The sequence below is a fragment of the Micromonospora sp. WMMD737 genome, from assembly GCF_049179055.1.
In the GTDB taxonomy this organism is placed as follows: Bacteria; Actinomycetota; Actinomycetes; order Mycobacteriales; family Micromonosporaceae; genus Micromonospora; species Micromonospora reichwaldensis.
Genome location: NZ_JBMHMH010000001.1, coordinates 3,555,552 through 3,578,998, shown reverse-complemented (window position 1 = coordinate 3,578,998; position 23,447 = coordinate 3,555,552). Strand labels below are relative to the sequence as shown.

At 71.6% G+C, this 23,447-nt stretch carries 22 protein-coding genes and 1 pseudogene; 12 read left to right on the top strand and 11 right to left on the bottom strand.

The genetic code is table 11. The features are described from left to right. Positions 1–25 precede the first annotated feature (25 nt). Positions 26–1,051, top strand: a complete 1,026-nt coding sequence (locus tag ACN27A_RS15340; RefSeq protein WP_311411981.1) for an aspartate-semialdehyde dehydrogenase — start codon at positions 26–28, stop codon at positions 1,049–1,051. 156 nt (positions 1,052–1,207) lie between these two features. Beyond that, on the top strand, positions 1,208–1,648 hold the full coding sequence (locus ACN27A_RS15335) for a PPOX class F420-dependent oxidoreductase (RefSeq protein WP_421453894.1): 441 nt from the start codon (positions 1,208–1,210) through the stop codon (positions 1,646–1,648). Positions 1,649–1,732: 84 nt separating this feature from the next. On the opposite strand, the gene ACN27A_RS15330 is transcribed toward ACN27A_RS15335, so the two are convergent. Then, positions 1,733–3,328, bottom strand: a complete 1,596-nt coding sequence (locus tag ACN27A_RS15330) for a hypothetical protein (RefSeq protein WP_421453891.1) — start codon at positions 3,326–3,328, stop codon at positions 1,733–1,735. 218 nt (positions 3,329–3,546) lie between these two features. Here ACN27A_RS15330 and ACN27A_RS15325 point away from each other — a divergent pair, with 218 nt between their 5' ends. From ACN27A_RS15325 to ACN27A_RS15295, 7 genes are all read left to right on the top strand, one after another. Beyond that, a complete protein-coding gene (locus ACN27A_RS15325) occupies positions 3,547–3,963 on the top strand; it encodes a CBS domain-containing protein (RefSeq protein WP_088998745.1) in 417 nt (138 codons plus the stop codon). 84 nt (positions 3,964–4,047) lie between these two features. Continuing rightward, entirely contained in the window at positions 4,048–4,743 is a 696-nt protein-coding gene (locus tag ACN27A_RS15320) for a hypothetical protein (protein WP_421453887.1), read from the top strand. 121 nt (positions 4,744–4,864) lie between these two features. Further along, positions 4,865–5,242: an SCP2 sterol-binding domain-containing protein gene (locus tag ACN27A_RS15315; RefSeq protein WP_421453886.1), complete on the top strand. Its 378-nt coding sequence runs from the start codon at positions 4,865–4,867 to the stop codon at positions 5,240–5,242. Continuing rightward, complete coding sequence (locus ACN27A_RS15310; protein ID WP_421453883.1) at positions 5,242–7,299, top strand: glycogen debranching N-terminal domain-containing protein; 2,058 nt, start codon at positions 5,242–5,244, stop codon at positions 7,297–7,299. Before ACN27A_RS15315 ends, ACN27A_RS15310 begins: the two co-directional genes overlap by 1 nt. A gap of 157 nt (positions 7,300–7,456) precedes the next feature. Further along, positions 7,457–8,215: a lysophospholipid acyltransferase family protein gene (locus ACN27A_RS15305; RefSeq protein ID WP_421453880.1), complete on the top strand. Its 759-nt coding sequence runs from the start codon at positions 7,457–7,459 to the stop codon at positions 8,213–8,215. A 126-nt stretch (positions 8,216–8,341) separates the two neighbouring features. Beyond that, positions 8,342–8,950: an isochorismatase family protein gene (locus tag ACN27A_RS15300; protein WP_421453877.1), complete on the top strand. Its 609-nt coding sequence runs from the start codon at positions 8,342–8,344 to the stop codon at positions 8,948–8,950. A gap of 4 nt (positions 8,951–8,954) precedes the next feature. Next, a complete protein-coding gene (locus ACN27A_RS15295; RefSeq protein ID WP_421453875.1) occupies positions 8,955–9,935 on the top strand; it encodes a GlxA family transcriptional regulator in 981 nt (326 codons plus the stop codon). On the opposite strand, the gene ACN27A_RS15290 is transcribed toward ACN27A_RS15295, so the two are convergent. The 5 genes from ACN27A_RS15290 to ACN27A_RS15270 all read right to left on the bottom strand — a co-directional run bounded on the left by ACN27A_RS15290 (position 9,817) and on the right by ACN27A_RS15270 (position 14,714). Beyond that, positions 9,817–10,542 (bottom strand): hypothetical protein, encoded by a 726-nt coding sequence (locus tag ACN27A_RS15290; RefSeq protein ID WP_421458475.1) that lies wholly within the window; start codon positions 10,540–10,542, stop codon positions 9,817–9,819. The genes ACN27A_RS15295 and ACN27A_RS15290 overlap by 119 nt on opposite strands. 73 nt (positions 10,543–10,615) lie before the next feature. Continuing rightward, entirely contained in the window at positions 10,616–11,329 is a 714-nt protein-coding gene (locus ACN27A_RS15285; protein ID WP_421453872.1) for a response regulator, read from the bottom strand. Further along, entirely contained in the window at positions 11,302–12,468 is a 1,167-nt protein-coding gene (locus ACN27A_RS15280) for a hypothetical protein (RefSeq protein WP_421453869.1), read from the bottom strand. The genes ACN27A_RS15285 and ACN27A_RS15280 overlap by 28 nt, the downstream gene beginning before the upstream one ends. After that, a complete protein-coding gene (locus ACN27A_RS15275; RefSeq protein ID WP_421453867.1) occupies positions 12,458–13,636 on the bottom strand; it encodes a sensor histidine kinase in 1,179 nt (392 codons plus the stop codon). Before ACN27A_RS15275 ends, ACN27A_RS15280 begins: the two co-directional genes overlap by 11 nt. 184 nt (positions 13,637–13,820) lie before the next feature. Next, a complete protein-coding gene (locus ACN27A_RS15270; RefSeq protein WP_421453864.1) occupies positions 13,821–14,714 on the bottom strand; it encodes a septum formation family protein in 894 nt (297 codons plus the stop codon). 235 nt (positions 14,715–14,949) lie between these two features. Between ACN27A_RS15270 and ACN27A_RS15265 the strand changes: the two genes are divergently transcribed. Next, entirely contained in the window at positions 14,950–15,567 is a 618-nt protein-coding gene (locus ACN27A_RS15265) for a hypothetical protein (protein ID WP_421453861.1), read from the top strand. 141 nt (positions 15,568–15,708) lie between these two features. On the opposite strand, the gene ACN27A_RS15260 is transcribed toward ACN27A_RS15265, so the two are convergent. The 4 genes and pseudogenes from ACN27A_RS15260 to ACN27A_RS15245 all read right to left on the bottom strand — a co-directional run. Beyond that, complete coding sequence (locus ACN27A_RS15260; protein WP_421453859.1) at positions 15,709–16,953, bottom strand: DUF7507 domain-containing protein; 1,245 nt, start codon at positions 16,951–16,953, stop codon at positions 15,709–15,711. A 304-nt stretch (positions 16,954–17,257) separates the two neighbouring features. Continuing rightward, on the bottom strand, positions 17,258–18,073 hold the full coding sequence (locus tag ACN27A_RS15255) for a superoxide dismutase (RefSeq protein ID WP_421453856.1): 816 nt from the start codon (positions 18,071–18,073) through the stop codon (positions 17,258–17,260). Positions 18,074–18,822: 749 nt separating this feature from the next. Further along, positions 18,823–19,245 (bottom strand): hypothetical protein, encoded by a 423-nt coding sequence (locus tag ACN27A_RS15250; protein ID WP_421453854.1) that lies wholly within the window; start codon positions 19,243–19,245, stop codon positions 18,823–18,825. Between the two features lie 142 nt (positions 19,246–19,387). Beyond that, positions 19,388–19,840 (bottom strand): annotated as a pseudogene (locus ACN27A_RS15245) (phosphatase); the annotation flags it as partial. Between the two features lie 472 nt (positions 19,841–20,312). Here ACN27A_RS15245 and ACN27A_RS15240 point away from each other — a divergent pair. Beyond that, a complete protein-coding gene (locus tag ACN27A_RS15240) occupies positions 20,313–21,380 on the top strand; it encodes a helix-turn-helix domain-containing protein (protein WP_421453852.1) in 1,068 nt (355 codons plus the stop codon). Positions 21,381–21,412: 32 nt separating this feature from the next. Then, positions 21,413–22,588 (top strand): hypothetical protein, encoded by a 1,176-nt coding sequence (locus ACN27A_RS15235; protein ID WP_421453849.1) that lies wholly within the window; start codon positions 21,413–21,415, stop codon positions 22,586–22,588. On the opposite strand, the gene ACN27A_RS15230 is transcribed toward ACN27A_RS15235, so the two are convergent. Next, positions 22,557–23,180 (bottom strand): hypothetical protein, encoded by a 624-nt coding sequence (locus ACN27A_RS15230; RefSeq protein WP_421453846.1) that lies wholly within the window; start codon positions 23,178–23,180, stop codon positions 22,557–22,559. The two genes, ACN27A_RS15235 and ACN27A_RS15230, sit on opposite strands and share 32 nt — an antisense overlap. Positions 23,181–23,447 lie beyond the last annotated feature (267 nt).

Here is a 23,447-nt window from a genome sequence, read left to right as displayed (position 1 = left end):
CGCCGGGCTGGGTAGCCTCGCGGGCATGAGGATCGGCATTGTGGGGGCCACCGGCCAGGTCGGTGGCGTGATGCGGCAGGTGCTGGCGGAGCGGGAGTTCCCGGCGGAGCAGGTGCGGTTGTTCGCCTCGGCGCGGTCGGCCGGGCGCACCCTGCCCTGGCGGGACGGCGAGGTGACCGTGGAGGACGCGGCCACCGCCGACTACTCCGGGCTCGACATCGTGCTCTTCTCCGCCGGCAAGGGCAGCGCCAAGGAACTCGCGCCCCGGGTCGCCGCCGCCGGCGCCGTCGTCATCGACAACTCCTCGGCGTTCCGCATGGACCCGGAGGTGCCGCTGGTCGTCGCCGAGGTCAACCCGCACGCCGCCGCCGTACGCCCCAAGGGGATCATCGCCAACCCGAACTGCACGACGATGGCCGCGATGCCCGTGCTGCGCCCGCTGCACGCCGAGGCGGAGCTGGTCAGCCTGGTCGTCTCGACGTACCAGGCGGTCTCCGGCGCCGGCCTGGCCGGCGTCGCCGAGCTCGACGAGCAGGTCCGCAAGGTCGCCGAGCACGCCACCGGCCTCGCCTTCGACGGCGCGGCCGTGGAGTTCCCGGCCCCCCGCTCGTTCGCCCGGCCGATCGCGTTCAACGTGCTCCCGCTCGCCGGCTCGATCGTCGACGACGGCAGCTTCGAGACCGACGAGGAGCAGAAGCTGCGCAACGAGAGCCGCCGCATCCTGGAGATCCCCGGGCTGCGCGTCTCCGGCACCTGCGTGCGGGTGCCCGTGTTCACCGGCCACTCGCTCCAGATCAACGCCCGGTTCGCCCGCCCGATCAGCCCGCAGCGGGCCCGCGAGCTGCTCGACGGCGCCCCCGGCGTGGCGCTCGCGGACGTGCCGACCCCGTTGCAGGCCGCCGGCCAGGACCCGACCTTCGTCGGGCGGATCCGCGCCGACGAGACCGTCGAGCACGGCCTCGCCCTGTTCTGCTCCAACGACAACCTGCGCAAGGGCGCCGCGCTCAACGCGGTGCAGCTCGCCGAGCTGGTCGCCGCCGAGCGCCGCTGACCGACGCGCCGTCCCGGGCCCCCGCCGCCGTGGCGGGGGCCCGTCGCGTCCCCCGGTGCGGCCCGCCGCGTCGGCGTACGGCGGGCACACGGGCGCGGGCGGGGCGTGCGCCGTGGTTCGATGGGTACGCCGTGACAGGTCGAGCGGGAGGTTGCCGTGGCGGACGACGAGACCCAGCGGGCGTTGACGGAGCTGATCGCCGGCCACCGGCTGGGGGTGCTGGCCACGCTCAAGCGGGACGGTCGCCCGCAGCTCTCCACCGTGATCTACGCCTTCGACAGCGGCTCGGCCCTGATCCGCGTCTCGGTGACCGACGGCCGGGCCAAGACCGCCAACCTGCGCCGGGACCCGCGCGCCTCCTTCCACGTCGCCAGCGACGACGGCTGGGCGTACGCGGTCGCGGAGGGGCGCGCCGAGCTGACGCCGGTGGCCGCCGACCCGCAGGACGCGACCGTGGCGGAGCTGGTCGACCTCTACCGGGCGATCCAGGGGGAACATCCGGACTGGGACGACTACCGGCGGGCGATGGTCGCCGAGGGGCGCCTCGTGCTCCGGCTGCACGTCGAGCGCCTCTACGGCCTCCCGCCGCGCGCCTGACTCCAGCGTCGGGTTTCGCCGCAGGCGACAAAGGTGCGGCCCCTCCCGAACGGGACGAGGGCCACACCTTCCTGTGTCGGCAGGTCAGGCCGCCGGCAGGCTGGTGAACACCAGCGGCCCGGACGGTGCCGGAGCACCGCCGGCGGGGTAGCCCCAGAGCGCGCTGTTGCCCGCCGAGGTGCTGAGCCGGAAGCCCACCGTGTAGGTCCCCGGCGGCAGACCGCGGAAGTACACCGGCAGCGATACCTGCCCGTCGGGCCCGACCTGCGTACCGCCGCTCGCACCGCCCACCGAGTGGCCGAGGGAGTTGTAGATGGTGGTCGAGAAGCCGGTCACCGGAGCGAGCGTGACGTCGTCGATGGTGACCTTGACGCTGATGCCGTTGAACAGGTCACCCGGAGCGGCCTCGGTACGGCTCAGCGCCGCCGCGATCGCCACCGGCCGGGCAGTGTCGGGCACCCGGGTGGCCGACAGGTCGAGCATGGGCCCGCCGTGGTGGGCACCGTACACCGAGACCGAACCGGCTGCGTCGGTGAGCAGGATGCCCTTGATGGTGCAGGAGCCGATCGTCGGGCTCATCGTCAACGGCAGCGAGTACGTGCCCGCCGGTCCCTCGGTCAGCACCTGGTTCCAGGTCGAGCAGGCCGTGGATGCGACCGAGGCGACCAACTCGCCCTGTACCCCGCTGGCGGTGAACGTCAGAGTGGTCGTCGCCGACTCGCGCCAGTTGTTCACCAGCGCCGGGTTCAGCGCGAACCCGGTGGCGCTTATTGTCTCGTTGCGGGTGACCCGCACCGTCGGCGCGTCGAGGCCGGTGTAACGCCTGGTGTTGCCGACGCGGTCGGTCAGGCTGACCGCCTTCACCTTCCAGTCGCCGGTGGGGCTGCCGGCCGGAAGGGTCACCGGTACGTTGCAGTGGACCAACCAGACTTCCCAGTTCTGCGCGTCACCGCAAATTACTTCGCCCTGGTAGCCGTACGTCAGGGTGATCGGTGCGACGACTTCGGCGGTGCCGGGACCGTCCAGCACGATGCGACCCTTCCAAAAGCCCGCGCCCGGCTCGTCCTGGATCTGCATTCCGTAGCGCAGGGTCGCGCCGGAGCCGTCGTCGTACACGTGACTCTCAGTCGGCGAACCGAGCCAGACCCGTTCGGTCACCGGTGGCGTGGTGTCGGGGGTCTGGGTGGCGCTCAGCACGGCGGCCGGGCTGATCCTGTCGCCGGACAGGGTCCGCGTGTTGCCCTGATCGTCGGTCGCGGTGATCTTCGTTACGCGGTAGGTCACCGGCGCCGCCGGACCATACTCGGTCACGAGGAAGTCGTACGCGTACGACGAACTGGCGATCCCGCCCGTGTGCGGCCCGACGACGGGCCAGCCGTCGAGACTGAACCGGATCTGCTCGACCGGCCCGACCGGGGAGGTGCCGCTGTAACGCCGCACGTGGATGCTGCCGCTGAGGTTCTGGGCGGTGGTCGACGTGTCGGTCACCGTCCAGTTCAGGGTGACGGTCGTGCCGCCGGTGGTGGTGTCGACCTGGTCCGTCGCGAAGGCGATGCCTGAGAAGGCGATCTTCGGCTTCGCCGCCGCGGCGGCCGGTGCGGCCGCCGTCGTGAGCAGCGCTAGGGCCGCGGTAGCGGTGGCCAGGATGCGTGAGACTGCGCGAAGGCGCGCAGCGGCCATGTGTCCTCCCGTTGACGTGTCACCAGACCGCCATGGTCCGGCCGGCGCAGTCGGCCGTCGGGCGGACTGCGCGCGCAGCGTATGTGACGGGCGTCGAGGTGAGCACGCGAATAGGGACTCTCCCCGGTGCACAGGGATTCGCTTCCTGGTGGGCGGGCCGCCGTTACCCCGTGCGGTCGGCGGGTAGACGGCGGTGCCGACACCGAGAGGGGAGCACCATGACAACGGTCGGAGAGTTCATGACGACCCGGTTGGTGACGATGGACGGCAACGACACGCTGACCGCCGCGGCGCAGGAGATGCGCGACAGCGCCATCGGCGACGTGGTGGTGACCGACGGCGACGACGTCATCGGCATCGTGACGGACCGGGACATCACGGTCCGGGGCGTGGCCGAGAACATGGACCCGAACTCGACCCCGCTCAACCGGATCACCAGCAAGGACGTGATCACGGTCAGCCAGTACGACGACGCGGTCGCCGCCGCCGACCTGATGCGGACCTACGCCGTACGCCGGTTGCCGGTCATCGACGACGGGCGGCTGGTCGGCCTGGTCTCGATGGGTGACCTCGCCGTGGAGCGGGAACCGCAGTCGGTGCTCGCCGACATCAGCGCCGACGAGCCGAACAACTGACCCGTACGCGTCGGCGCGCCGGCTCCCCGACGTGGGCGCCGGCGCGCCGGCTGCCGGCTGGACGGCCGGAACTATGATCCCGGCGTGCCCGCAGAGCCCCCCGCACCAGGCCGGATCACGCCGACCGGCTGGCGCCCCGACGCCCGACCCACCCTGCCGCCGACCGGGCCCGTGCCGGTGGCGGGAGCGTGGTCGGCCGGCAGGTCGACGGCGATGACGGTGCTGTTGGTCCTGTTCGGCCTGGCCGTGGTCGGGGTGAACACCGCCATCGCGTACGTGGCGGTCGGCGCGACGGCCGTCCCGATCGTCACCGGGCTGCTCTTCTGCCTGGTGTTCGTGCTCGCCGTACGTCTGCTGCACCGGGCCGCGTGGCTGGCGTTCCTCGCCATGGTTCCGGCCCTGTTCGTCCTCGTGGGCTCGGTGCAGCTCGCCCCGGAGGCGGTGCTCGAGGCGCGCGGCGTCCGCCAGGAGGTGACGATCGTCGACGTGTCGGTCGTCGGCAAGCGACACGCCTTCACGCTCCAGGGCACCGAGGGGCGCCTCGACGAGCCGCTGGTCCACCAGGGCAGCAACCCTGGCTACCGGGTCGGCGACCGGCTCGCCGTGCTCACCGATCCCGACGGGGTGGTCGAACTCGAGGCCGCCGACCGGGTCGACTCGGGCGGCATGGTCGGGGCACTGCTCTTCGGCGGTGCCGGCTGGACCTTCATCGCACTGCTCGCCGGGTGGCGCGGCCACGTCCGCCGCCGGCACGATCGCCACGACACCCTCCTGATCTAGCCCGTCCCGTGGCAGGGCCACCCCGCCGGGCGGGCGACTCACCCGGTCCGGGCGAGGTTGGCCCGGCACCGGACGGGGACCCCGGGCAGGGACATTGCCCGACGGGGGAGGAGAAGACCCGATGGTGGACGCGACGATGAGGTTCTTCGAGGACCTCGACCGGCGGGGGTACGACCCCCTGCTGGCGAAGTCCTCCGGGACCCTGCGCCTGGACCTGCACGAGGGGGCGCACACGACGCACTGGCTGCTGCGGATCGACCGCGGGCGGCTCCAGGTCAGCCAGGAGGACCAGGATGCCGACACGGTGGTCGGGACCAGCCCGGAGCTCTTCGAGGAGATCGCCGCCGGTCGCGAGCACGGGGTGGCCGCGTTGCTGCGGGGGGACATGACGGTGAGCGGGGACCTGCGGCTGGTGGTGCAGATGGAGCGGCTCTTCCCCAGCCATCCGGACACCCGTGGACCGCGTCGGCACTTCGAGGCCCGTCAGGAGGTGCGGTGATGGCGCAGAACACGATCCGGATCCTGGACGGCAGCACCTTCGTGGTGTCGGAGGACACCGGGGACATCGAGGCGACGCCGAGCGAGCCGACCGGGTTCTTCGCCCTGGACACCCGCTACCTCTCGACGTGGGTGCTGACGGTCAACGGGGACCGGCTCACCCCCCTGTCGTACGACGACCTCCAGTACTACGAGGCCCGCTTCTTCCTGGTGCCGGGGATGGCGACGCACTACGTCGACGCGAAGCTGTCGATCATCCGGGAGCGGGCGGTGGGAGGCAGCTTCCGGGAGACGATCACCATCCTCAACCACGACGAGAAGCCGATCGACCTGGAGATCAGGATGGAGGCGGCGTCCGACTTCGCCGACCTGTTCCAGGTCAAGGACGAGATCCTCAACAAGAAGGGCGAGACCTACACGGAGGTCGAGCCCGACCGGCTGCGCCTGGGCTACCGGCGGGGCAGCTTCATCCGGGAGACGCTGATCTCCGCGTCCCCGGCTCCGCGCTACGACCGCAGGGGCTTCGCCTACTCGATCCACCTCCAGCCCAACGAGCAGTGGGAGTCCGAGATCGACGTCAAGACCGTGGCGCTCACCCCGGGCGGGCGGGACCTGCGGATGGGGCTGCGGGCGCACACCACCGAGCGGCTCGCCCTCCAGCATGACCTCGAGGAGTGGATCGCCAGGGCCCCCAAGGTCAACAGCCAGCACGACCGGGTCGCCTCGACGTACCGGCGCAGCCTGATCGACCTGGCCGCGCTGCGCTTCTCGCCGCTCTCCCTCGGCGGGGCGACGCTGCCGGCCGCCGGCCTGCCCTGGTTCATGACCATGTTCGGGCGGGACAGCATCCTGACCTGCCTGCAGACGCTGCCGTTCACGCCGGAGCTGTCGAAGACCACGCTGCGGATCCTGGCCTCGCTCCAGGGCACCCGGTTCGACGACTTCCGGGACGAGGACCCGGGCCGGATCCTGCACGAGATGCGGTACGGCGAGACCGCCGCCTTCGAGGAACAGCCGCACTCGCCGTACTACGGGTCGGTGGACGCGACCCCGCTGTTCCTGGTGCTGCTCGACGAGTACGAGAAGTGGAGCGGGGACGTCGAGCTGGTCAGGGAACTGGAGCGGGAGTGCCGGGCCGCGCTGGAGTGGATCGACGACTACGCCGACCTGGTCGGCAGCGGCTACATCTGGTACGAGCGGCGCAACACCGACACCGGGCTGGAGAACCAGTGCTGGAAGGACTCCTGGGACTCCATCTCCTACCGGGACGGCACGCTGCCGCCGTTCCCCCGGGCCACCTGCGAGGTGCAGGGGTACGCGTACGACGCGAAGCTGCGGGCCGCCCGCCTGGCGCGCGAGTTCTGGGGTGACCCGGAATTCGCCGACCGGTTGGAGCGGGAGGCGGCGGCGCTGAAGGAGCGGTTCAACCGGGACTTCTGGGTGGCCGACGGCGAGTACTACGCCCTCGCCCTGGACCCGGACGGCCGCCAGTGCGACGTGCTCAGCTCCAACATCGGTCACCTGCTGTGGAGCGGCATCGTCGACGACGACCGGGCCGAGAGGATCGCCGAGCACCTGGTCGGGCCCCGGCTCTTCACCGGCTGGGGGGTGCGGACGCTGGCCGAGGGCGAGGTCCGCTACAACCCGATCGGCTACCACAACGGCACGATCTGGCCGTTCGACAACTCCTTCATCGCCTGGGGCCTGCGCCGGTACGGCTTCGCCGAGGAGGCGGCGGTCATCGCCAACGGCATCCTCGACGCGGCCACCTACTTCGAGGGCCGGCTGCCGGAGGCGTTCGGGGGCTACCCCCGCGAGCTGACCAAGTTCCCGGTGGAGTACCCGACCGCGTGCAGCCCGCAGGCATGGTCGACCGGCACGCCGCTGCTGCTGTTGCGGACGATGCTCGGCCTGGAGCCGCACGAGGGGCACCTCGCGGTGGAGCCCCGGCTGCCGATCGGGATGGGCCGGATCGAGGTGCTGGACATCCCGGGCCGGTGGGGCCGCGTCGACGCGTTCGCCCGGGGCCGCCTCGACCTGCACCGCCTCGGCGACTAGCGGAGGTCCGGCTCCCGTGGGAGGCCGGCGGCGACCGGGCGGACCGGGGCGCCGCCGGCCGCCGCGACCGTGGCGGGCCGGCGCGGGCGGGCACCGGCCGGCGTGGTGGACCCGGCGGGCCGGCGTGGGGCTCAGCCTGGCAGGGTAAGTTCGCGCCATGCCGGAACTCGTGTACCCGCCCGTGATCGCCGCCGCCAAGACGATGTTCCGGGTCCTCGACCTGAAGATCACCATCGAGGGCGCCCACCACGTGCCGCGTACGGGCGGGGCGGTGCTGGCCAGCAACCACGTCAGCTACCTCGACTTCATCTTCTGCGGGCTGGGCGCGAACCCCGCGAAGCGGCTGGTGCGGTTCATGGCCAAGAAGTCCGTCTTCACGCACAAGGTGTCCGGCCCGCTGATGCGGGGCATGCGGCACATCCCGGTGGACCGGCGGGCGGGCGCCGGGTCGTACGCGACGGCGGTCAGCGCGTTGAAGCGCGGTGAGGTGGTCGGCGTCTTCCCGGAGGCGACGATCAGCCGGTCGTTCACGGTCAAGTCACTCAAGAGCGGGACGACCCGGATGGCGACCGAGGCCGGTGTGCCGGTGCTGCCGGTGGCGCTCTGGGGCACCCAACGGCTCTGGACCAAGGGCCGCCCACGCACCCTCTCCCGCCGGCACACCCCGATCACCATCCTGGTCGGCGAGCCGATGGACCCGGCGGCCTACCCGGACGCCAACGCGATGACCGTCGACCTGAAGGAGCGGCTGACGGCGCTTGTCGACCGGGCTCAGCGGGAGTACCCCGACGCCCCCGCCGGCCCCGACGACACCTGGTGGCTCCCGGCGCACCTGGGCGGCACCGCGCCCACCCTGGAGGAGGCCGCCGACCTGGAGGTCCGCCGCAAGGCCGCCGCGGTCGACCCCGACGCCTGAGCGGGGGCCCCGATCGACCCGACGCCCGAGGGAAGGTCCCCCGGGCATCGGGGGCGGCCGGATCGTTCCGCAGCGGGGCGGGATGGTGCCTGCCGCGCCGGCGCGTCCCCGGCGAGGATTCAATCCATGAGCAGAGCAGCACTCGTCGTCATCGACGTGCAGGAGTCCTTCCGCCACCGCCCCATCTGGGCGTACGTCTCCAACCCCGACATCGTCGGCCGGGTCGACCGGCTCGTCGCCGCGGCCCGGGGACGCGGCGACCTGGTCGTCTGGGTCCTGCACGCCGAGCCGGGCACCGGCGGGGTCTTCGACCCGGCCAACGGGCACGTCCGCCTGATCGAGGGGCTCTCACCCGCCCCGGGGGAACCCACGCTGGTGAAGACGTCGCACAACGCCTTCACCACCACCAACCTCCAGCAGGTGCTGACGACCGCGGGCGTCCGCGAGATCACCGTCTGCGGCATCCGTACGGAGCAGTGCGTCGAGACCACCGCCCGGGTCGGCTGCGACCTCGGCTACGAGGTGATCTTCGTGACGGACGCGACGGTCACCTTCCCGACCCCGCACCGGGACCTGCCGGCCACGGCCACGCCGGAGGAGATCCTCGCCGACCCGCGCACCCTGTCGAGTGAGGAGATGACCGTCCGCACCGAGTACGCCCTCGCCGGCCGCTTCGCCACCATCCGCAGCGTGGCCGAGCTGACCGGCGCGGCCCCGGCCGGCGCGCGGGCCTGAGCCGATGGCCCGGGTCGTCTTCCTGCTCGTCCCGCAGCTGCACCTGCTGGACCTCGCCGGCCCGGCCCAGGTCTTCTCCACCGCCGCCGACCTCGGGCACGACTACCGGCTGCACTACGTCGCCGACCGGGAGATCGTGCCGACCGTGCAGGGCGTACCGCTGGTGGCCGGGCTCCGGTGGCCCGAGTTGACCCGCGACGACCTGGTGGTCGTACCCGGATGGCGGCTGCACGCGCACGGACCGCAGGGGCCGGTCGGCCCGGACGACCTGCGGCGGCTGGCCGACCACCACGCCGCCGGCGGCACGGTCGCCAGCGTCTGCGCCGGCGCGTACGCCCTCGGCCGGGCCGGCCTGCTCGACGGCCGCCGCTGCACCACCCACCACGACGTGCAGGACGAGCTGGCCCGCCGGTTCCCGTCGGCGCGGGTGGCCCGCGACGTGCTCTACGTGGTCGACGAGCGGGTGGTCACCTCCGCCGGCATCGCCAGCGGCATCGACGTGGCACTGCACCTGGTGGCCACCCGGCACGGGCCGGCGGTGGCGGCCCGGATCGCCCGCGCCCTCGTCCTGCACTCCCGGCGCAACGGTCACGAGCCGCAGGCCGGCGCCATGTTGCGGCACCGGTCCCACCTCTCCGACGCCGTGCACCGGGTGCAGGACCTGATCGACCGCCGGTTCGCCGAGCCGCTGCCGCTGGCCGACCTCGCCGCCGTCGGCGGGGTGGCCGAGCGGACGCTGACCCGACTGTTCCGGCGGGCCACCGGGCTGACCCCGCTCGGCTACCAGCAGCTGCTGCGGGTGGAACGCGCCGAGCACCTCATCGGGCACGGCGCGACCGTGGAGGGGGCCGCCCGTACCGTCGGCTTCACCGATGCCCGGATGCTGCGCCGGCTGCGGGCCCGTGCCACCCGCGATCGAAGCGCCCCGGCCGGTAGTAGTCGTCCCGGGACTGGAACTCGACCGGCAGCGACCCGGGCAGGGTGATCCGGGTCTCGCCGGCGCCCGGCCCGCCCCCGGCCCGCACCGCCAGCACGTCCCGCTCGGGCGGCGACAGGTCCACCAACTCGGGGTGGGCCAGCCGGAACCCGGCCACCGCCCGGCGCACCTGGCGGGTCAGCGCGGTGATCTCCCCGGCGGGGCCGGTGAGACCGAGGGCCGGCTGCTGGATGGTGCGCAGCGCGTCGCAGACCACCAGCAGGCGGGCCTGCTCTGCGGGCCCCGCCGCCAGCAGCTCCAGCCGGGACGGCCACTGCCAGCGGATCTGACCGCTGATCAGACCCGGCAGCCGGACGCCCCGGCGGTGCCGCGCGCCGTCGCCGACGCCGTCGACCAGGGCGAGCTGCGGCCCGCCGCCGGCGTACGCGATCCGCCGGTCGGTGACGGTCACCGCCACCGGCTCGGGCAGCGTCCACCGCCGCCGTGCCTCCGTCGGGCCGAGCAGATGCCCCGACGCGTGCAGCCGGTGCCGGGCGAGCACCCGCTCACCGGCCTCGACGACCAGCTCGTGCCGCCGGTCCAGCGCCGGGGCCAGGTCGTCGCCCGCGTCGAAGCGGTGCGGGGCGATGAAGAAGGGGGACGCGTCATCGTGCATCGTCATGACCTCCGGTGCCGACGGCATCTCACCACGAGCGTCGCCGACCCCCGGCCGGCTGTCATGACGCCCGTTAGGGGGTCGGCCGGTCGTAGGAAGCCTGTGACCGATAGATGCCGATCTCCTCCGGCCGGACTAGGCCGTCCTCGATCGCCCGGGCGAGCAGCGCCGCCTTGGTGGCGGCCGGCCGCCCCGCTCGGGTGTACTTGATCCGCGCCCGGTCGACGTACTGCTTGACGGTGTGCTCGCTGATCCGCATCCGGCGGGCCACCGACGCCTTCGACATCGACTGGAACCACAGCAGCAGCGCCTCGCGTTCCTTGTCGGACAGGGCGGGCCGGTCCGGGCGGGGGTCACCCACGATCGCCCCGGCGAGCGCCGGCGGCACGTACGGGCGGTCGCTGGCGGCGGCCAGCACGGTGGCCACGCAGTGTTCCCGCCCCTCGTGCTTGGCCAGGAACGCGACCGCCCCGGCGTCCAGGGCGGCGAGGATCGTCTGCGGGTCGGTGTGCTCCGAGTAGACCACCACCCGCCGGCCGGCCGCGCTCAGCTCGGCGAGCTTGTCCAGGGCCATCCGCCCGTGCAGCCGCAGGTCGAGCAGGACCACGTCGGCGTCGGGGGCGGCCCGCAGCACGGCGTCCGGGTCGTCGCCGGTCGCCAGCACCGTCAGCCGGGGCTCGGCGGCCAGCCAGACGCGGACCCCCTCGATGACGACCGGGTGGTCGTCGACGATCGCCACGCCGACCGGCCGGCCGGCGGTCACCCCCGCCACCGCGTCTGCGCCCATCTGATCTCCCCGTCCCGCTCGTAGAGGTACTCCACCCGCCCGTCGTCGCCCGGCGGTCCGGCGGTGTCGGGACCGGCCCGGTCGGGCGTGACCAGGCTGACCACCACCTCGTCGGGCCCGGCGACCACGGTCAGCCGGGCCCAGCCCCGGGCGTCGGCCAGGAGCGCGGTGAGCGGATCGGCCAGCCGGCGGCGCACCTGCACCGGCAGCGGCGGCGGGTCGCCGATCGTCACCAGGTCGATCGGCAGCCCGTTGCGGTCCGCCAGGTCTGCGGCGGCCCGCAGCTCGTGCAGCAGCGGGTCGGGCACGTCGTCGGACTCGGCGATGAGCCGGCGCAGCCGGGCGGCGGCCAGCACCGCCCGCCGCTGCACGTCCGGGTCGGCCGGGTCCGCCCGACCGTCGGCCAGCTCCGCGAGCACCTCCTCGGCGGCGCCGCTGACCAGCGTCAGGCGGGCGCGCCGCTCCTGCCGGGCCCGTTCGGCGGCGTCCCGCTCGGCCGCCGCCGCGTGGGCGTCCGCCGCCGCGCCGGCCCGCTGCCGGGCCAGCCTCGCGATCGCCGTGCCGCCCACGAAGACCGCCACCTGGAGGGTCGACGTGGCGTAGACGGACATCGCGTACCGGGCCAGGTCGGCGGGGGCGGTCGCGCCGTGGCCGAGCACCCCGGCCAGCGCGATCAGCGCGTGCACGCCCAGCGCCGCGATCAGCCCGTGGGCCCGCCGCCCCCACAGCACCATGACGAAGAACCAGCCGAGCGTGCCCCACACCCAGTTCGCAGCGGTGAAGAGGTGCCGCTCACCGGCCGCCGCGACAACCACCGCGTCGACCACCAGCAGCAGCGCGGCCAGCGGCCAGGCCGGCAGGGCGGCGCCGCGCAGCAGCCGGAGGCCGGCCAGCACCCCGACCGCCGCCACGAGCAGCCAGCCGGCGAGGACCACCGCCGGCGCGGCCAGCTCCGCCCACGCGCCCAGCACCGCGGGCAGCGCGATCGCCGTGTGCCAGGCCAGCGCGATGACCACCGTCACGAGCCGGGCGCCGCCGTCGGAGGCGGCAGCCACCGCCGCCGCCGGGTCCACCGGGGACCGGCCCTCGTCCGGCGTACGCGCCGCCGGCACCGGGGCGGTCGTCGTCTCAGTCGACACCGGACCACTCCAACCGGATCCGGGTACCGGCGCCGGGGCGCGAGTCGATCCGGGCGCGCCCGCCGACGGAGGACATCCGGCCGCTCACCGACTCGCGTAGCCCGTACCGGTGCGCGGGCACGGCCGCCGGGTCGAAACCCGGACCGTCGTCGGCGAGCTCGACCACGACGGTGCCGGCGACCCGGCTCAGCCGCAGCGCGGCGGACGCGCCCGGCGCGTGCCGGACCACGTTGGACAGCGCCGCGTACGTGCTCTCCGCGAGCGCCTCCGCGACCGGGGCGGGCACGACGCACGGCGCCAGCTCGGTGGTGACCGGCAGCTCGGGCAGCCGGGCGCGCACCGCCCGCAGCCGCCCGTCCAGCGGCACCGCCCCCTCCTCGGGCGCGGACCGCGCGTCGGCCAGCGCGGTGAGGGTACGCAGGTCGGCGGCGCACCGCTCGCGCAGCGCGGCGGACGGGCCGGCGACCGCGCCCAGCCCCACCATCGTCAGGGTGGCCAGCACCGTGTCGTGCAGGTCCCGGTTCTGCCGCCGCTCCGCGTCCCACGCGGTCCGGGCGACCAGCGACTCCCGGGTGAGCCGCTGGTGCGCCACGAAGGCGTCGTCGGCCCGGCCGATCCGCCGCCGCATGATGGCGGTGATCAGCGCGCCGCAGGCCGTCTGCACCAGCAGCGTCACCGCGTGCGCGACGGCCTCGTCGGGCTGGCCGGCGGCGTGCGCGCCGGTCGCGTACGCCGCCGTCACCAGCAGCCCGGCCGGCACCGACCACCCGATGGAGGCGTTGGCCTGCGCGTTGAGGACCGTGGTGCTGGCCAGCACCGCGATCCAGCTCACCTCGCCGGGGAGCACCTCCGGGGCGACCAGCACCGGCATCGCCAGGCAGGCGGCGGCGGTCAGCGCCACGTCGCCGAGCACCATCGGGCGGCCGATGCCGTGGCGCAGCGCGCGGAACGCGTACCAGACCGACCAGCCGGTCAGGGCCGCGACGGCCGGAAACAGCAGCGCCGGCTCGACGGGCGCGGTGCGCACCGACAGGGCGACCACCGCGCCGGCCAGGCCGCAGGCCAGCCGCAGCAACGCCGGCAGGCGGGTGAAGATGAGGGTGAACGCGCCACCGGCCGGGTTGTCCAGCGCGGTCGGCGACGTGGTCGGGGCGGCAACGGCCGGCATCGGAAAAGAGGGTCCTTCTGCGACAACGACCCGATCCGGGCCAAAACGGGGGATCGACGCCGGAGAATAGCACGAGCACCGGCCCGCGATCACCCTCGGTGCGTGCCGTGTCGCCGTTCGGTCAGCTCTTCCCGGCGCCGTCGGCAGGACGCTGACCTGCCCACCCGCCCCTGCGGGCGCCCGGTCAGTTGATCGGCAGGACCTTCGTCCCGCCGCCGGCGATCGACCGGGTCAGCTTCTTCCCGCTGGACCAGTACCAGCAGCGCACCCCCCGGTCGCCGCGCGCCCACGCCTCCTCGGACGGGAACCGGTACGTGCTGCCCGTGCGGTAACGGAGCATCCCGTCGACCGGCACCTTCGCGTAGCGGGCGATCACCGGCCGGCACTTCGCGTGCACGGCGTCCTCGTCCTTCGTCGCGTCCTCGTACGACACGTCGGGCGCGGTCCAGACGCCCACGTACTCGAAGCGGTGGACCTTCGTGCACGGCACCGCCAGCAGGTTCGACCACTCGTCCTCCTCGGCGCAGCCGTACCGCAGCGGGGTGGCCGCCTTCAGCGCGCCCCGCAGGCTGCCCGCCCGGTTGACGGCCGAGTCGTTGTCGCCGTTGGCGCCGCTCACCGCGTCGAGCTCGAACAGGTCGCACCGGTACCACCGGCTGCCGCCCGTCCAGCCGGCCGGCGACGTGGGCGCCACCTGCACCGACAGCCGGGCGTCGCGCCACTCGCCGCCGACGAACTCCTTCGCCTTGGCGTCGCACTCGGCGAACGCGGACCGCATCGCCGCCGACCCGACGCGGGGCGGGATCGGCCGGGCCGCCAGGTCGCCGGTGAACGTGCCGATGTGGAACGTCTCGACGAGGTGCGCCTTCGCGCAGTCGACCGGCTGGTGGCTGGTGAGGTAGGCGGTCGGCTCGGCGACGACGTGGCACTCGCCGGCCTGCGGCGCGAACTGGCGGGCCTCGGCCACGGGCCGCCAGTCGTCGGTCAGGTCCCCGTCCGTGCCGGCCGGCGTGCCGCACCCGCTCACCGCCGCCGCGACCAGCGCGGCCGAAGCCGTCACGCCCAGCCAGCGTCGCATGTGGTCCTCCCCGCGCCCCCGTGACAACCGGCGCAGCATATGGCACCCGACGCGGAGCCGGGTGCCCGCGGGCGTGGGCTGCGGCATCGCGCACCCGATCACGTGGTCGCCCTGCCCGACCGCCGTCGGGGCGGTGCTGCGCCCGCGCGACCGGACGCCACTGACGAGCCGCCGACCTTGGACGGTGGTGCTACCTTCGCGCCGTCGCCGTTCTCACCGCCGTCGGGAGTCCACCGTGACGAAAAGGTACGTCGGTCTGCTCGCCCTCGTCGCCGTGACGGCGTGCCTCGCCGTGGTCGGCACCCTCGGCGGCTGGTTCCTGGCCGGCCGAGGCGACTCCGGGCAGGCCGACCCGACGCCGTCCGCGCGGGACGCGGCCACCACCGGCGCCGTCGGCGGCCCGTCGACGGGCTCCCCGGCTGCCGGCGGGTCGTCGGGCTCCCCGGGCGCCGGTGCGTCGCCGACGAAGGAGCAGCCCGCGGGCCGGACGTACCAGCTCGACCGGTCGGTCTACAGCCAGTCGGGCCTGACGGTCACGCTGGTCAGCGCTGAGGTCACCGGTGGCAAGCTGCGGCTGAACCTGACGTACCGCAACGGCTCGCCGGTGCCGTGGCCGGTGAGCTGCCCGACCGCCGAGGTCGACCGGACCTCCTCCGAGATCGTCCTGTCGGACGGCCGGACGGTGCGTCCCGAGTCCACCTGGTGCACCACCACGCGGCCTGACGAGTCCTTCAGCATCGCGTCGGGGGAGCGGGTGGAGAGCTGGGCCGTCTTCCCGGTGGTGCCGGAGACCGGTTCGTCCTTCGAGCTGACCTGGTACGACTTCCCGACCCTCGACGTCCGGCTCCGCTGACCGTCCCGGCAAACAGGCACGGCCGGCACGGGCACTGTGAGTCAGTGTCCGTGCCGGCCGGCAGGTGACGCATCCGGTCACCCTGTCCGCCGACGGTGGCTCACCAGGCCGAATGCGCTGCCTGGAGTGCCGCCGTACGGGTCAGGCCTGGGTCTCCCTGCGGCGCAGCCGGCTGGCGCCGACCATGAGAGCGCCCGCGGCCAGCAGGCCGCCGCCCAGCGAGAGGGCCTGGGTGGAGCTGACGCCGGTGACCGGCAGGTGGGGCTTGCCGTCCTTGTCCTTGTCCCAGCCGCCCTTGTCCTTGTCCCAGCCGTCCTTGTCCTTGTCGTGCTTGCGGGGGTCGTACTTGCCGTGCCGGATGCAGACGGTGACGGTGACCGGGTCGGAGGTCACGGTCCTGCCGTAGAACTTGCCGGTCGCCCGGGCGGTGTTGACCACCTTGCCCTTCTTGACGTCGGCCGCGGTCACCACGTGCGGGTCGACGGCGTGGCAGTCGGTGCTCGTACCCGGTGCCAGGGTGGTGTTGTTGCAGATCACCGGTCCGGCGGTCGGGTCGTTGACCGCGACGTTGGTGATGGTGACGGTGCCGGTGTTGGCCACCCGGTAGGTGTAGAAGATCTTGTCGCCCTTGGCCGCGAAGCCGTCCTTCTCACACTTGTCGCGGCAGTCCGACTCGACCCGGGCCTTCTTGTCGATCGACAGGCTGGCCTGCGCCTCCTGGGTCGTGACGGTGAACGTGGCATTGTTCGACGGCACCAACTGCCGGCCGAAGAATCCGGTCGCCTGGGCGATGTTGACGATCTTGCCGTTGACCACGTCGGCCTTGGTGACGGTGTACGTGCCGGTGCAGGTGGTGCTCGCCCCCGGCGCGAGCGAGGTGGCCTGGCAGGTGATACCGGTGACCGTGTTGTCGTCGACGGTGATGCCGGTGATCGGGTTGACCGTGCCGGTGCTCTGGTTCGTCACCGTGTACGTGTACGTGACCTCGTCACCGGCCTGGAGACCGCTGGTCGGCGTGCCGGTCTTGGTCAGGGTCAGCCTCGGGTTCACCTCGGGGCTCGACGCGGCGCACGTGTGGGTGAGCACGAAGAAGTCGGCGGTGCCGGAGATGACCGCCGTGGCACCGGTCAGCGTCCAACCAGCCGGGAGCCTGATCCAGGCCTTGCTGGTGCCCATGTCGTTGACGATGGCGCTGTTGGGGTCGGTCGGGATCGTCCGGGTGACGGTGCCGCCGGGCGTGCTGAACGTCGCCGTGACCGACAGGAACGTGCCACTGGTCTGCGGGTTGCCCGGCAGGTTGAACACCCAGACGTCCTCGTTGGCGAAGGGCCCGCCGCCCAGGTTGGGATCGCAGTTCTGCGTCGCCTGGGTCGCCGTCCTCGGCACGTTGCCTGGATTGATGCTGATGGTCTCCGCCGCCAGGGCGGCGAGCCGCCCAGCAGCAGGGCACCGGCCAACAACGCGAAGGCGGCCAGCCGGGCGCCGAGGCGGGCCGGTCCGTTCGTGGTAGAGGTTCTGCTCATGTAAATCCCCCGTGCGGTGATCGTTGACAACGGAGGCAACGAGGGGTAGAGACATCCGTCACGTCGGACCAGAAGAATCCCCCGCTAGGGGTACTGCCATGCCGGCCCAGAACGCTCACCTTTATCCGGCCGGGGATACCCCCGGCCGGATGGTGCAAGATGAGTGATCAGTCGCGCACCCGCACGACACAGTAGGTGGTGTCGGGGGTCGCCGGGACGGACAACCGCGCGTTGACCGCGTACAGGCTCGAGCCGAAGGAAACCACAGCCGACGGCTCGTCGAGGTCGCGGTCACGGATCACGTCGACGGGCGTGGCCCGCGTCAGCCGCTCGTTGAGGCGGAACTTGGCGATCACATTGTTCCGATTGCGCACCACATACAGCGTGCGCCCCTCGAGCAGGAGACCGTCGCCGTTGGACACCGACACGCCGCACGTGCTGATCTGGGCGGCCATGCCCGCGCGGGGATCGAAGCAGTAGAGCCGGCCGGTCCTGGCCTGCACGACGATGAGCTTGCCCGCCCAGGCGGCGACGATGCCGGTGTTACAGGCGGTGGGGTCACCGAGCCCGCCCGGCAACCGCAGTGCGCGTACTCCCGACTGTCCGGGCAGCGAGCCATTGCGGCCGAACTCGACGCAGTAGATCTTCGCCTTCTCCGAGTCGGTGAAGAACACAGCCTTCTTCGTGGCGGTCACGCCGTCGATGAACCCGCCGCCGAAGTCGTACGTCGCCAGGCATTCGCCTGTCGACTCGCGGTAGACGGCCGCGCCGCCCATGTTGCCGCAGGCCGCCCAGATCCGGCCTCGTTCGACGTCCAGACCCGTCGCCTGGGTGCCGGACACGGGCGGCACGAGGAGCATCCCCTTGCCGGTGCGCAGGTCGGCACACCAGATGCATCCGTCGGCCATGGAGCTGACGTAGATCTTCGTGCCGGCTCCGCGGGCGATCCCCTCCGGGCAGAACCCGTTCGGCAGGTCGATCACTGAGGGATACCGGCCGTACCCGTGGTGGGCCGAGGCCGGAGCCGCGGCGATGGCGGCCCCGACGGGCGCCGCGACGGCTGCGGCCAAGAGCGTTCGTCTGTGCACTGTCGTGCCCCTTCCAATAGGCGAACACCTATATGGGACCCGTGCATCAAGCGGTGGGGCCACTCCGCCGTTGTTCGACAGGTGACCGGACGGAGCCCGCGTGCCAGACCCGCCGATCGCCGCCGCCGGAGGATCCGGCGAGCCGAGGATCCGAACAGACCGGCCCGAGCGGGTGATCGCATCGAGACCGCGGGGTCCGTGACCCGGGGCAGGTAGTGCCGCTTGCGGCTGGCCGGATAGCTCCACGGGAGCCGTCCGGTCGAGAGAAGTACCTGTGCGCCCGGCAGGATTCGAACCTGCGGCCTTGGGATTAGAAGTTGGATCCCGGCCGTGATTGCGGGTGATGGGTAATCCATAGGGGTGTCTATGTGTCCTGGTAGACACCCCTATGGGTGCCAGTCCATGCTCGGTGGTGCCGCCCAATCCATAGGCGTCCGGGCTCACATCGGGCTCACCGCGCGGGCTTCAAGAAGCACAAGCGCCACGGGGCAACGCGCAGGTCATCGTGAACGACCGCCCTGCCCAATATCATCCGGACTACTGCAAGCCTCAGGCACCGGGGTGCCGAAGACCGCTGCGAGTAGCCCGGATGAGCCTAGCCGGCCTCCACCTGGAAGCCGGCTTTCAGGCACGGCGGTCGGCCGTCAGCCTCCTCGACGGATGCACTCGTCGCCTAGCTTGTCGACGAAGGGGCGCGCAAGCTGAAGCCACTGATCCCTCGGGATGCCGTCCAGATCGGCGATCGACTCGGCTACCTCGTCAATGTCGTCGTATGAGGCACGGAGGTGCGGTTCCCACCAGACCGTACTCTGGTGCCATTCGACCCTCGCCCCCTTACGCCGCGGGCTGTCTCGCAGGATTCTCTGGATATCGCAGCGGGCAAGGCTGGCCTTGACGTGTGGGAAGGCCTTGGCCGCTAGAGGAAAGTTGCGCCAAGCGTGCCGGAAGCTCTGGTCTAGCGTCTGAGTGTTTGTGGTAATGGCGGTGACACCAAGGTCGAGGCAGCCGACGGCGAGGCCGTCGCCTACAAGGTTGAGCTGGTCAGCGTCGGTTAATTTGCGGAGCATGGCGATGATTATCCCGTGGTAGCGCCAGGCCTAAGCGATGTCTCACAGCGCGGTGACAGCCCGGACTGTCAGTGATCATCAATGGGGTGCAGGGTCGCGCAGTTCGCACACAGCGGTCCGGCACAACAGCCCTGCACCGAGGCGGGGGCGATCCGGCGAAGGTGTCAGTGAACGCGCGGCCGATGGTGACCGCCGGGTTGGCGAACGAGGTCGGCGAGGCGGACCAGTACGCCGCGCCGATGTAGGCGCCAACGGCGGCGGGAGCGACGGTGGGCTGGTCGGAGCGGGCGAGGGCGAAGATCAGCAGGATCAGGCCAGTGGTGGCGACGACCTCGCCGAGCCACAGGTCGCTGGCGCCACGGCCTTTGCTGGAGAAGTCGACGGCGGCCAAGTCGAGCATCAGGTCCGCGCGCACCGATCCGGCGATCGTGCCGAGGACCTGCGCGAACGTGTAGCCGGCGAGGTCACGGCCAGTCAGGCCAGTGCCGCAGCGGCGGCCGAAGAACCGGTCAGCGGCCGACGCGACCAGGTTGAGATGCGCCCCGTAGGCCGGGTTGAGGATCAGCGCGCCGAGGGCGAAGGCCGTGGCGAACGAGGTCTCAACCTCAACGGCGGTGACCTACGCCGCCATCGCACCGACGGCTCGCCGCCTGCGTCACCCATCGCCGAAGCCACCGGCGCCGCTGGCTGCCGCCGCAGTCCTCGACCGCGACGGCTGCGAGGTGCTGCTGTGTGTCGTCGCGTCCGGGCGCTTCCTGGCGGCAGGCGGCATGCTGATCAAGCGGGGGTTAGGACCCGCACCACCTGTAGTCCAGCGGGGCATGCCTGACTTGTTGAAGTAGCGGGCCGGTCGAGCCCTCGAAGTAATAGGACTACTCGCCCGGCCTGCGTCGGCTGCCCCAATGCACTCTGACGGCCGTCTGACTAGGACCTCTGGTACCCGACCAGGCGCAGTACGTGGACCTGGAATATTCTTGGCATGACTATTGAGGGTGGCACTTGCGGTGGGGGCTTTGCGGTGGCTACTGTGGTCGATGGCACGAGTCGGCGAGACGGAGGTGAGCCGGATGACCGAGCCGCTGGTCGCAGATCCGGGGATGCTCATCCAGGCGCGGGAGTCTCGTGGACTGCGTCAGAACGAGGTAGCCCTGGCGATGTCGAAGCATCTCGGGACGACGGTCTCGCAGGCGTACGTCAGCAAGGCCGAAGCTGGACGGGTGAGCGTCTCCGGCGAACGCCTGGAGGCGTTCTCCGCCGCGTTGGGGTATCCGGTCGCCGTACTCTGCGACGCTCCCGACGCGGAGGGCGTTGGCATCGGCCTGATTCACCACCGGAAGCGGGCATCTCTGGGTGCCCCGGCTCTGCGGCGCATCCATAACCAGTTGAAGTTCGGGCGGCGTCAGACTGCGCCACTTCTTGCCGCAGCGGGAGATCAACCGCACCGCTTCCACCGGCACGAGCTCGCTGAGGACGAGTCTCCCGAGGAGATCGCGCAGCTGGTGCGCCGCGAGTGGAGCCTGAGCTTCGGTCCGGTACCCGACATGGTCGCCGTCCTGGAGAGGGCTGGGGCCGTCGTTCTCCTCCGGGACCTCGGCACCCGGGAAATCGACGCGGTTAGCGCTTGGCCCAGCGAGGGCGTCCCGCTGTTCCTCTTGAACGTCATGGCACCCACCGATCGCGCTCGTTTCAGTCTCGCCCACGAGCTGGGGCATGTGATCATGCACCACGTCCCAGGCGGGACGGTGGTACAGGAAAAGCAGGCCGACATGTTCGCCAGTGAGTTCCTGATGCCGGCCAGGACCATCCGCGACCAGTTGCGCCAAGGTGTCGATGTCAACCGCCTCACGCAGCTGAAATCCGTGTGGGGAACCTCTATGGCGGCGCTAGCCCGACGGGCGCTCGATGTGAACGCCTTGAGCGACTGGCAGTACCGCAACCTCATGGTCGAGATGTCGATGTTGGGCTACAAGACGCACGAGCCGGTTTCTCTGAAGCCGGAGCGCGCATCGAAGATCTATGGTGTCTTACAGGCCCTGATGAGGGACCGAGGCGCCACGGTGGAGGAGCTGGCGGCAACGGCCGGACTGTTCCCCGACGAGTTCCAACAGTTGTACCTGGCAACGCCGTCACAATGACGCCCTTCGGGCGCCGCCGTAAGAGGTGAGAGATGACGCATGACCCTGTGCCGCCGTCGCCACGACGGCCGGCTTGGGACGCCACAGCCGAACTGACCACGGCTGCGGAGCAGGCTACGAAGGACCGTATCTTCCTGTTGACTCGGCCGAGGGGCGCCTGGGCCGTACCCCAGTACCTCGACCCGAGCATCACCGGGTTCGCCCTGTGCGGTCCTACGGGTGAGCAGCGCATTGGCGAACTCTCCGGCCGTCGCCGCCTGCCGGTGGTGGCCGACCTCGCTCACTACGAAAAGAACACGGCCAGTCCTGAGGCGCCGATGCTGTTCCCGGAGACCCTGTTCGGTCGCGACGGCTTCTTCGATGACATGCGGGCACGGGCGAACTCGGCGATCTTCACGCCCACCGCATACGTCGAGGCCGGTGAACCGGCCGCTCTCAAGGCCGTCCGCGCTGCGGCTCAGGACGTAGCCCGCACCGACGTGGTCGTCGTGGTGCCGCTGGACGTGACCTGGCTGCGTGACAACAAGATCGATCAGCTCATCGCGATTCTCAAGGCGATTCCTCACCCGATCGCGCTCGTCCTCGGCGGCCAGTACAACCCGACCGACTCCTACGCCGACATCATGAGGAACCTTCGGCGCGTCTATCAGGAGGTCGGCCGCGTCGGACCGTGGCGGACCGACCCGGTGACCGCTTTGGATGCGATGGCACAGGGCGGCATGTTCGCCGGCATCGGGTCCTCGGGAAGCCTGCGGCACCTCGTGCCCCCGGGTCAGCCCACGAAGATCACAAAGCGGTTCAAGCCGTCAGTCTTCATCCCGGAGCTGCTGCACTTCTTCCGGGCCGACACCCTGACAGAACGGTGGGCGAACGTGGACCCGCTGCCCTGCTGGTGCACGGTATGCGCAGGACGAGGGCTCGACCGATTCGACAGCAATGACACGGCGGTTGACACCGAGGCGCGAGCTCATAACGCCGCCTCGTGGTCCGCGCTCTGGGCACAGATGCGAGCCCTGCCGACCGGCATCGAGCGACAGCGGTGGCTGGCCGAGCGAATCCGGCTCGCGCACCTGGCCTACGAGACGGAGAACGAGCGCATCCAGCAGGCTAACGCCTTCAAGCCTTCGAAGACCTTGCAGCGCCTCGCAAAGTCGACGGAACGAGCTCCCTCAAATGTCATCGAAGGCGCTGGTACACCTGCTCTGTGAAGAGCCATCCGGCGGCGGTGAACCGCCGCTGAACGAAGCGAGCCGGCGGCACCAGCACCTCCGCCCGCTCGGAAGGCCCAACCATCACCCCGACGCCGAACCGACACGACTCATGGACCATCGTGTCGACGTCCGACGGCGTGCGCCGGAGCCACATCATCCGGGCGGCGAACGGAGCGAACCTGCCAGCACGTTCCAAGCCGGCCCGCCAGCGCGTTGCCGGCACGACTGCGAGATCGATTCGCGCCGGACGGACAGCCAGTCGCTCAGCGGCTCCTGCGGCAACCCGAATGGTTCCTTCAGGTAGCTGGCGCAGCGTGCGTTGATCACGGTGCGACAGCGAGGAGACTGGTACAGGCCATCCGACCGGGAGTGACATCAGCAGCTCAAGGTGATCCGAGGACAGCAGCACCCCAAGGCCGTCACGCTGCCGACGATCATGCTCTGCCTCATCGACGCGATAAGCGATGAAAACGTCACCGCCGAACATATGGAGGAGGGACCAGTCCCGATCGGCTGAAACGAAGTCGGCGACGCGGCGCGATGCCAGCTGGACCGTGTCCGTGCACATGTCCTGCAGCGCGCCACTCACATGATCACCCGTCTGCGTCCGCCTGACTGAAGCGTGCCACGCACCTTGTCCCGCACTGGGCAGATGTCATGATCACGAGTATTTCTACCACCGATGTGGCGCTGGAGCCACCTGTCTGACGAGGTGGATGCAATCCGGCCCCGCCGGGTCAACCGGCCAAACCTGCGGACCCTCACGCCCGATAGCACGATAGCTGGCCCCTGTTCGGAACAGGCCGAGCCAGAGGCGTTCAATCTCGACCAGATCGTGGGACGCCCGGCGGAGGAC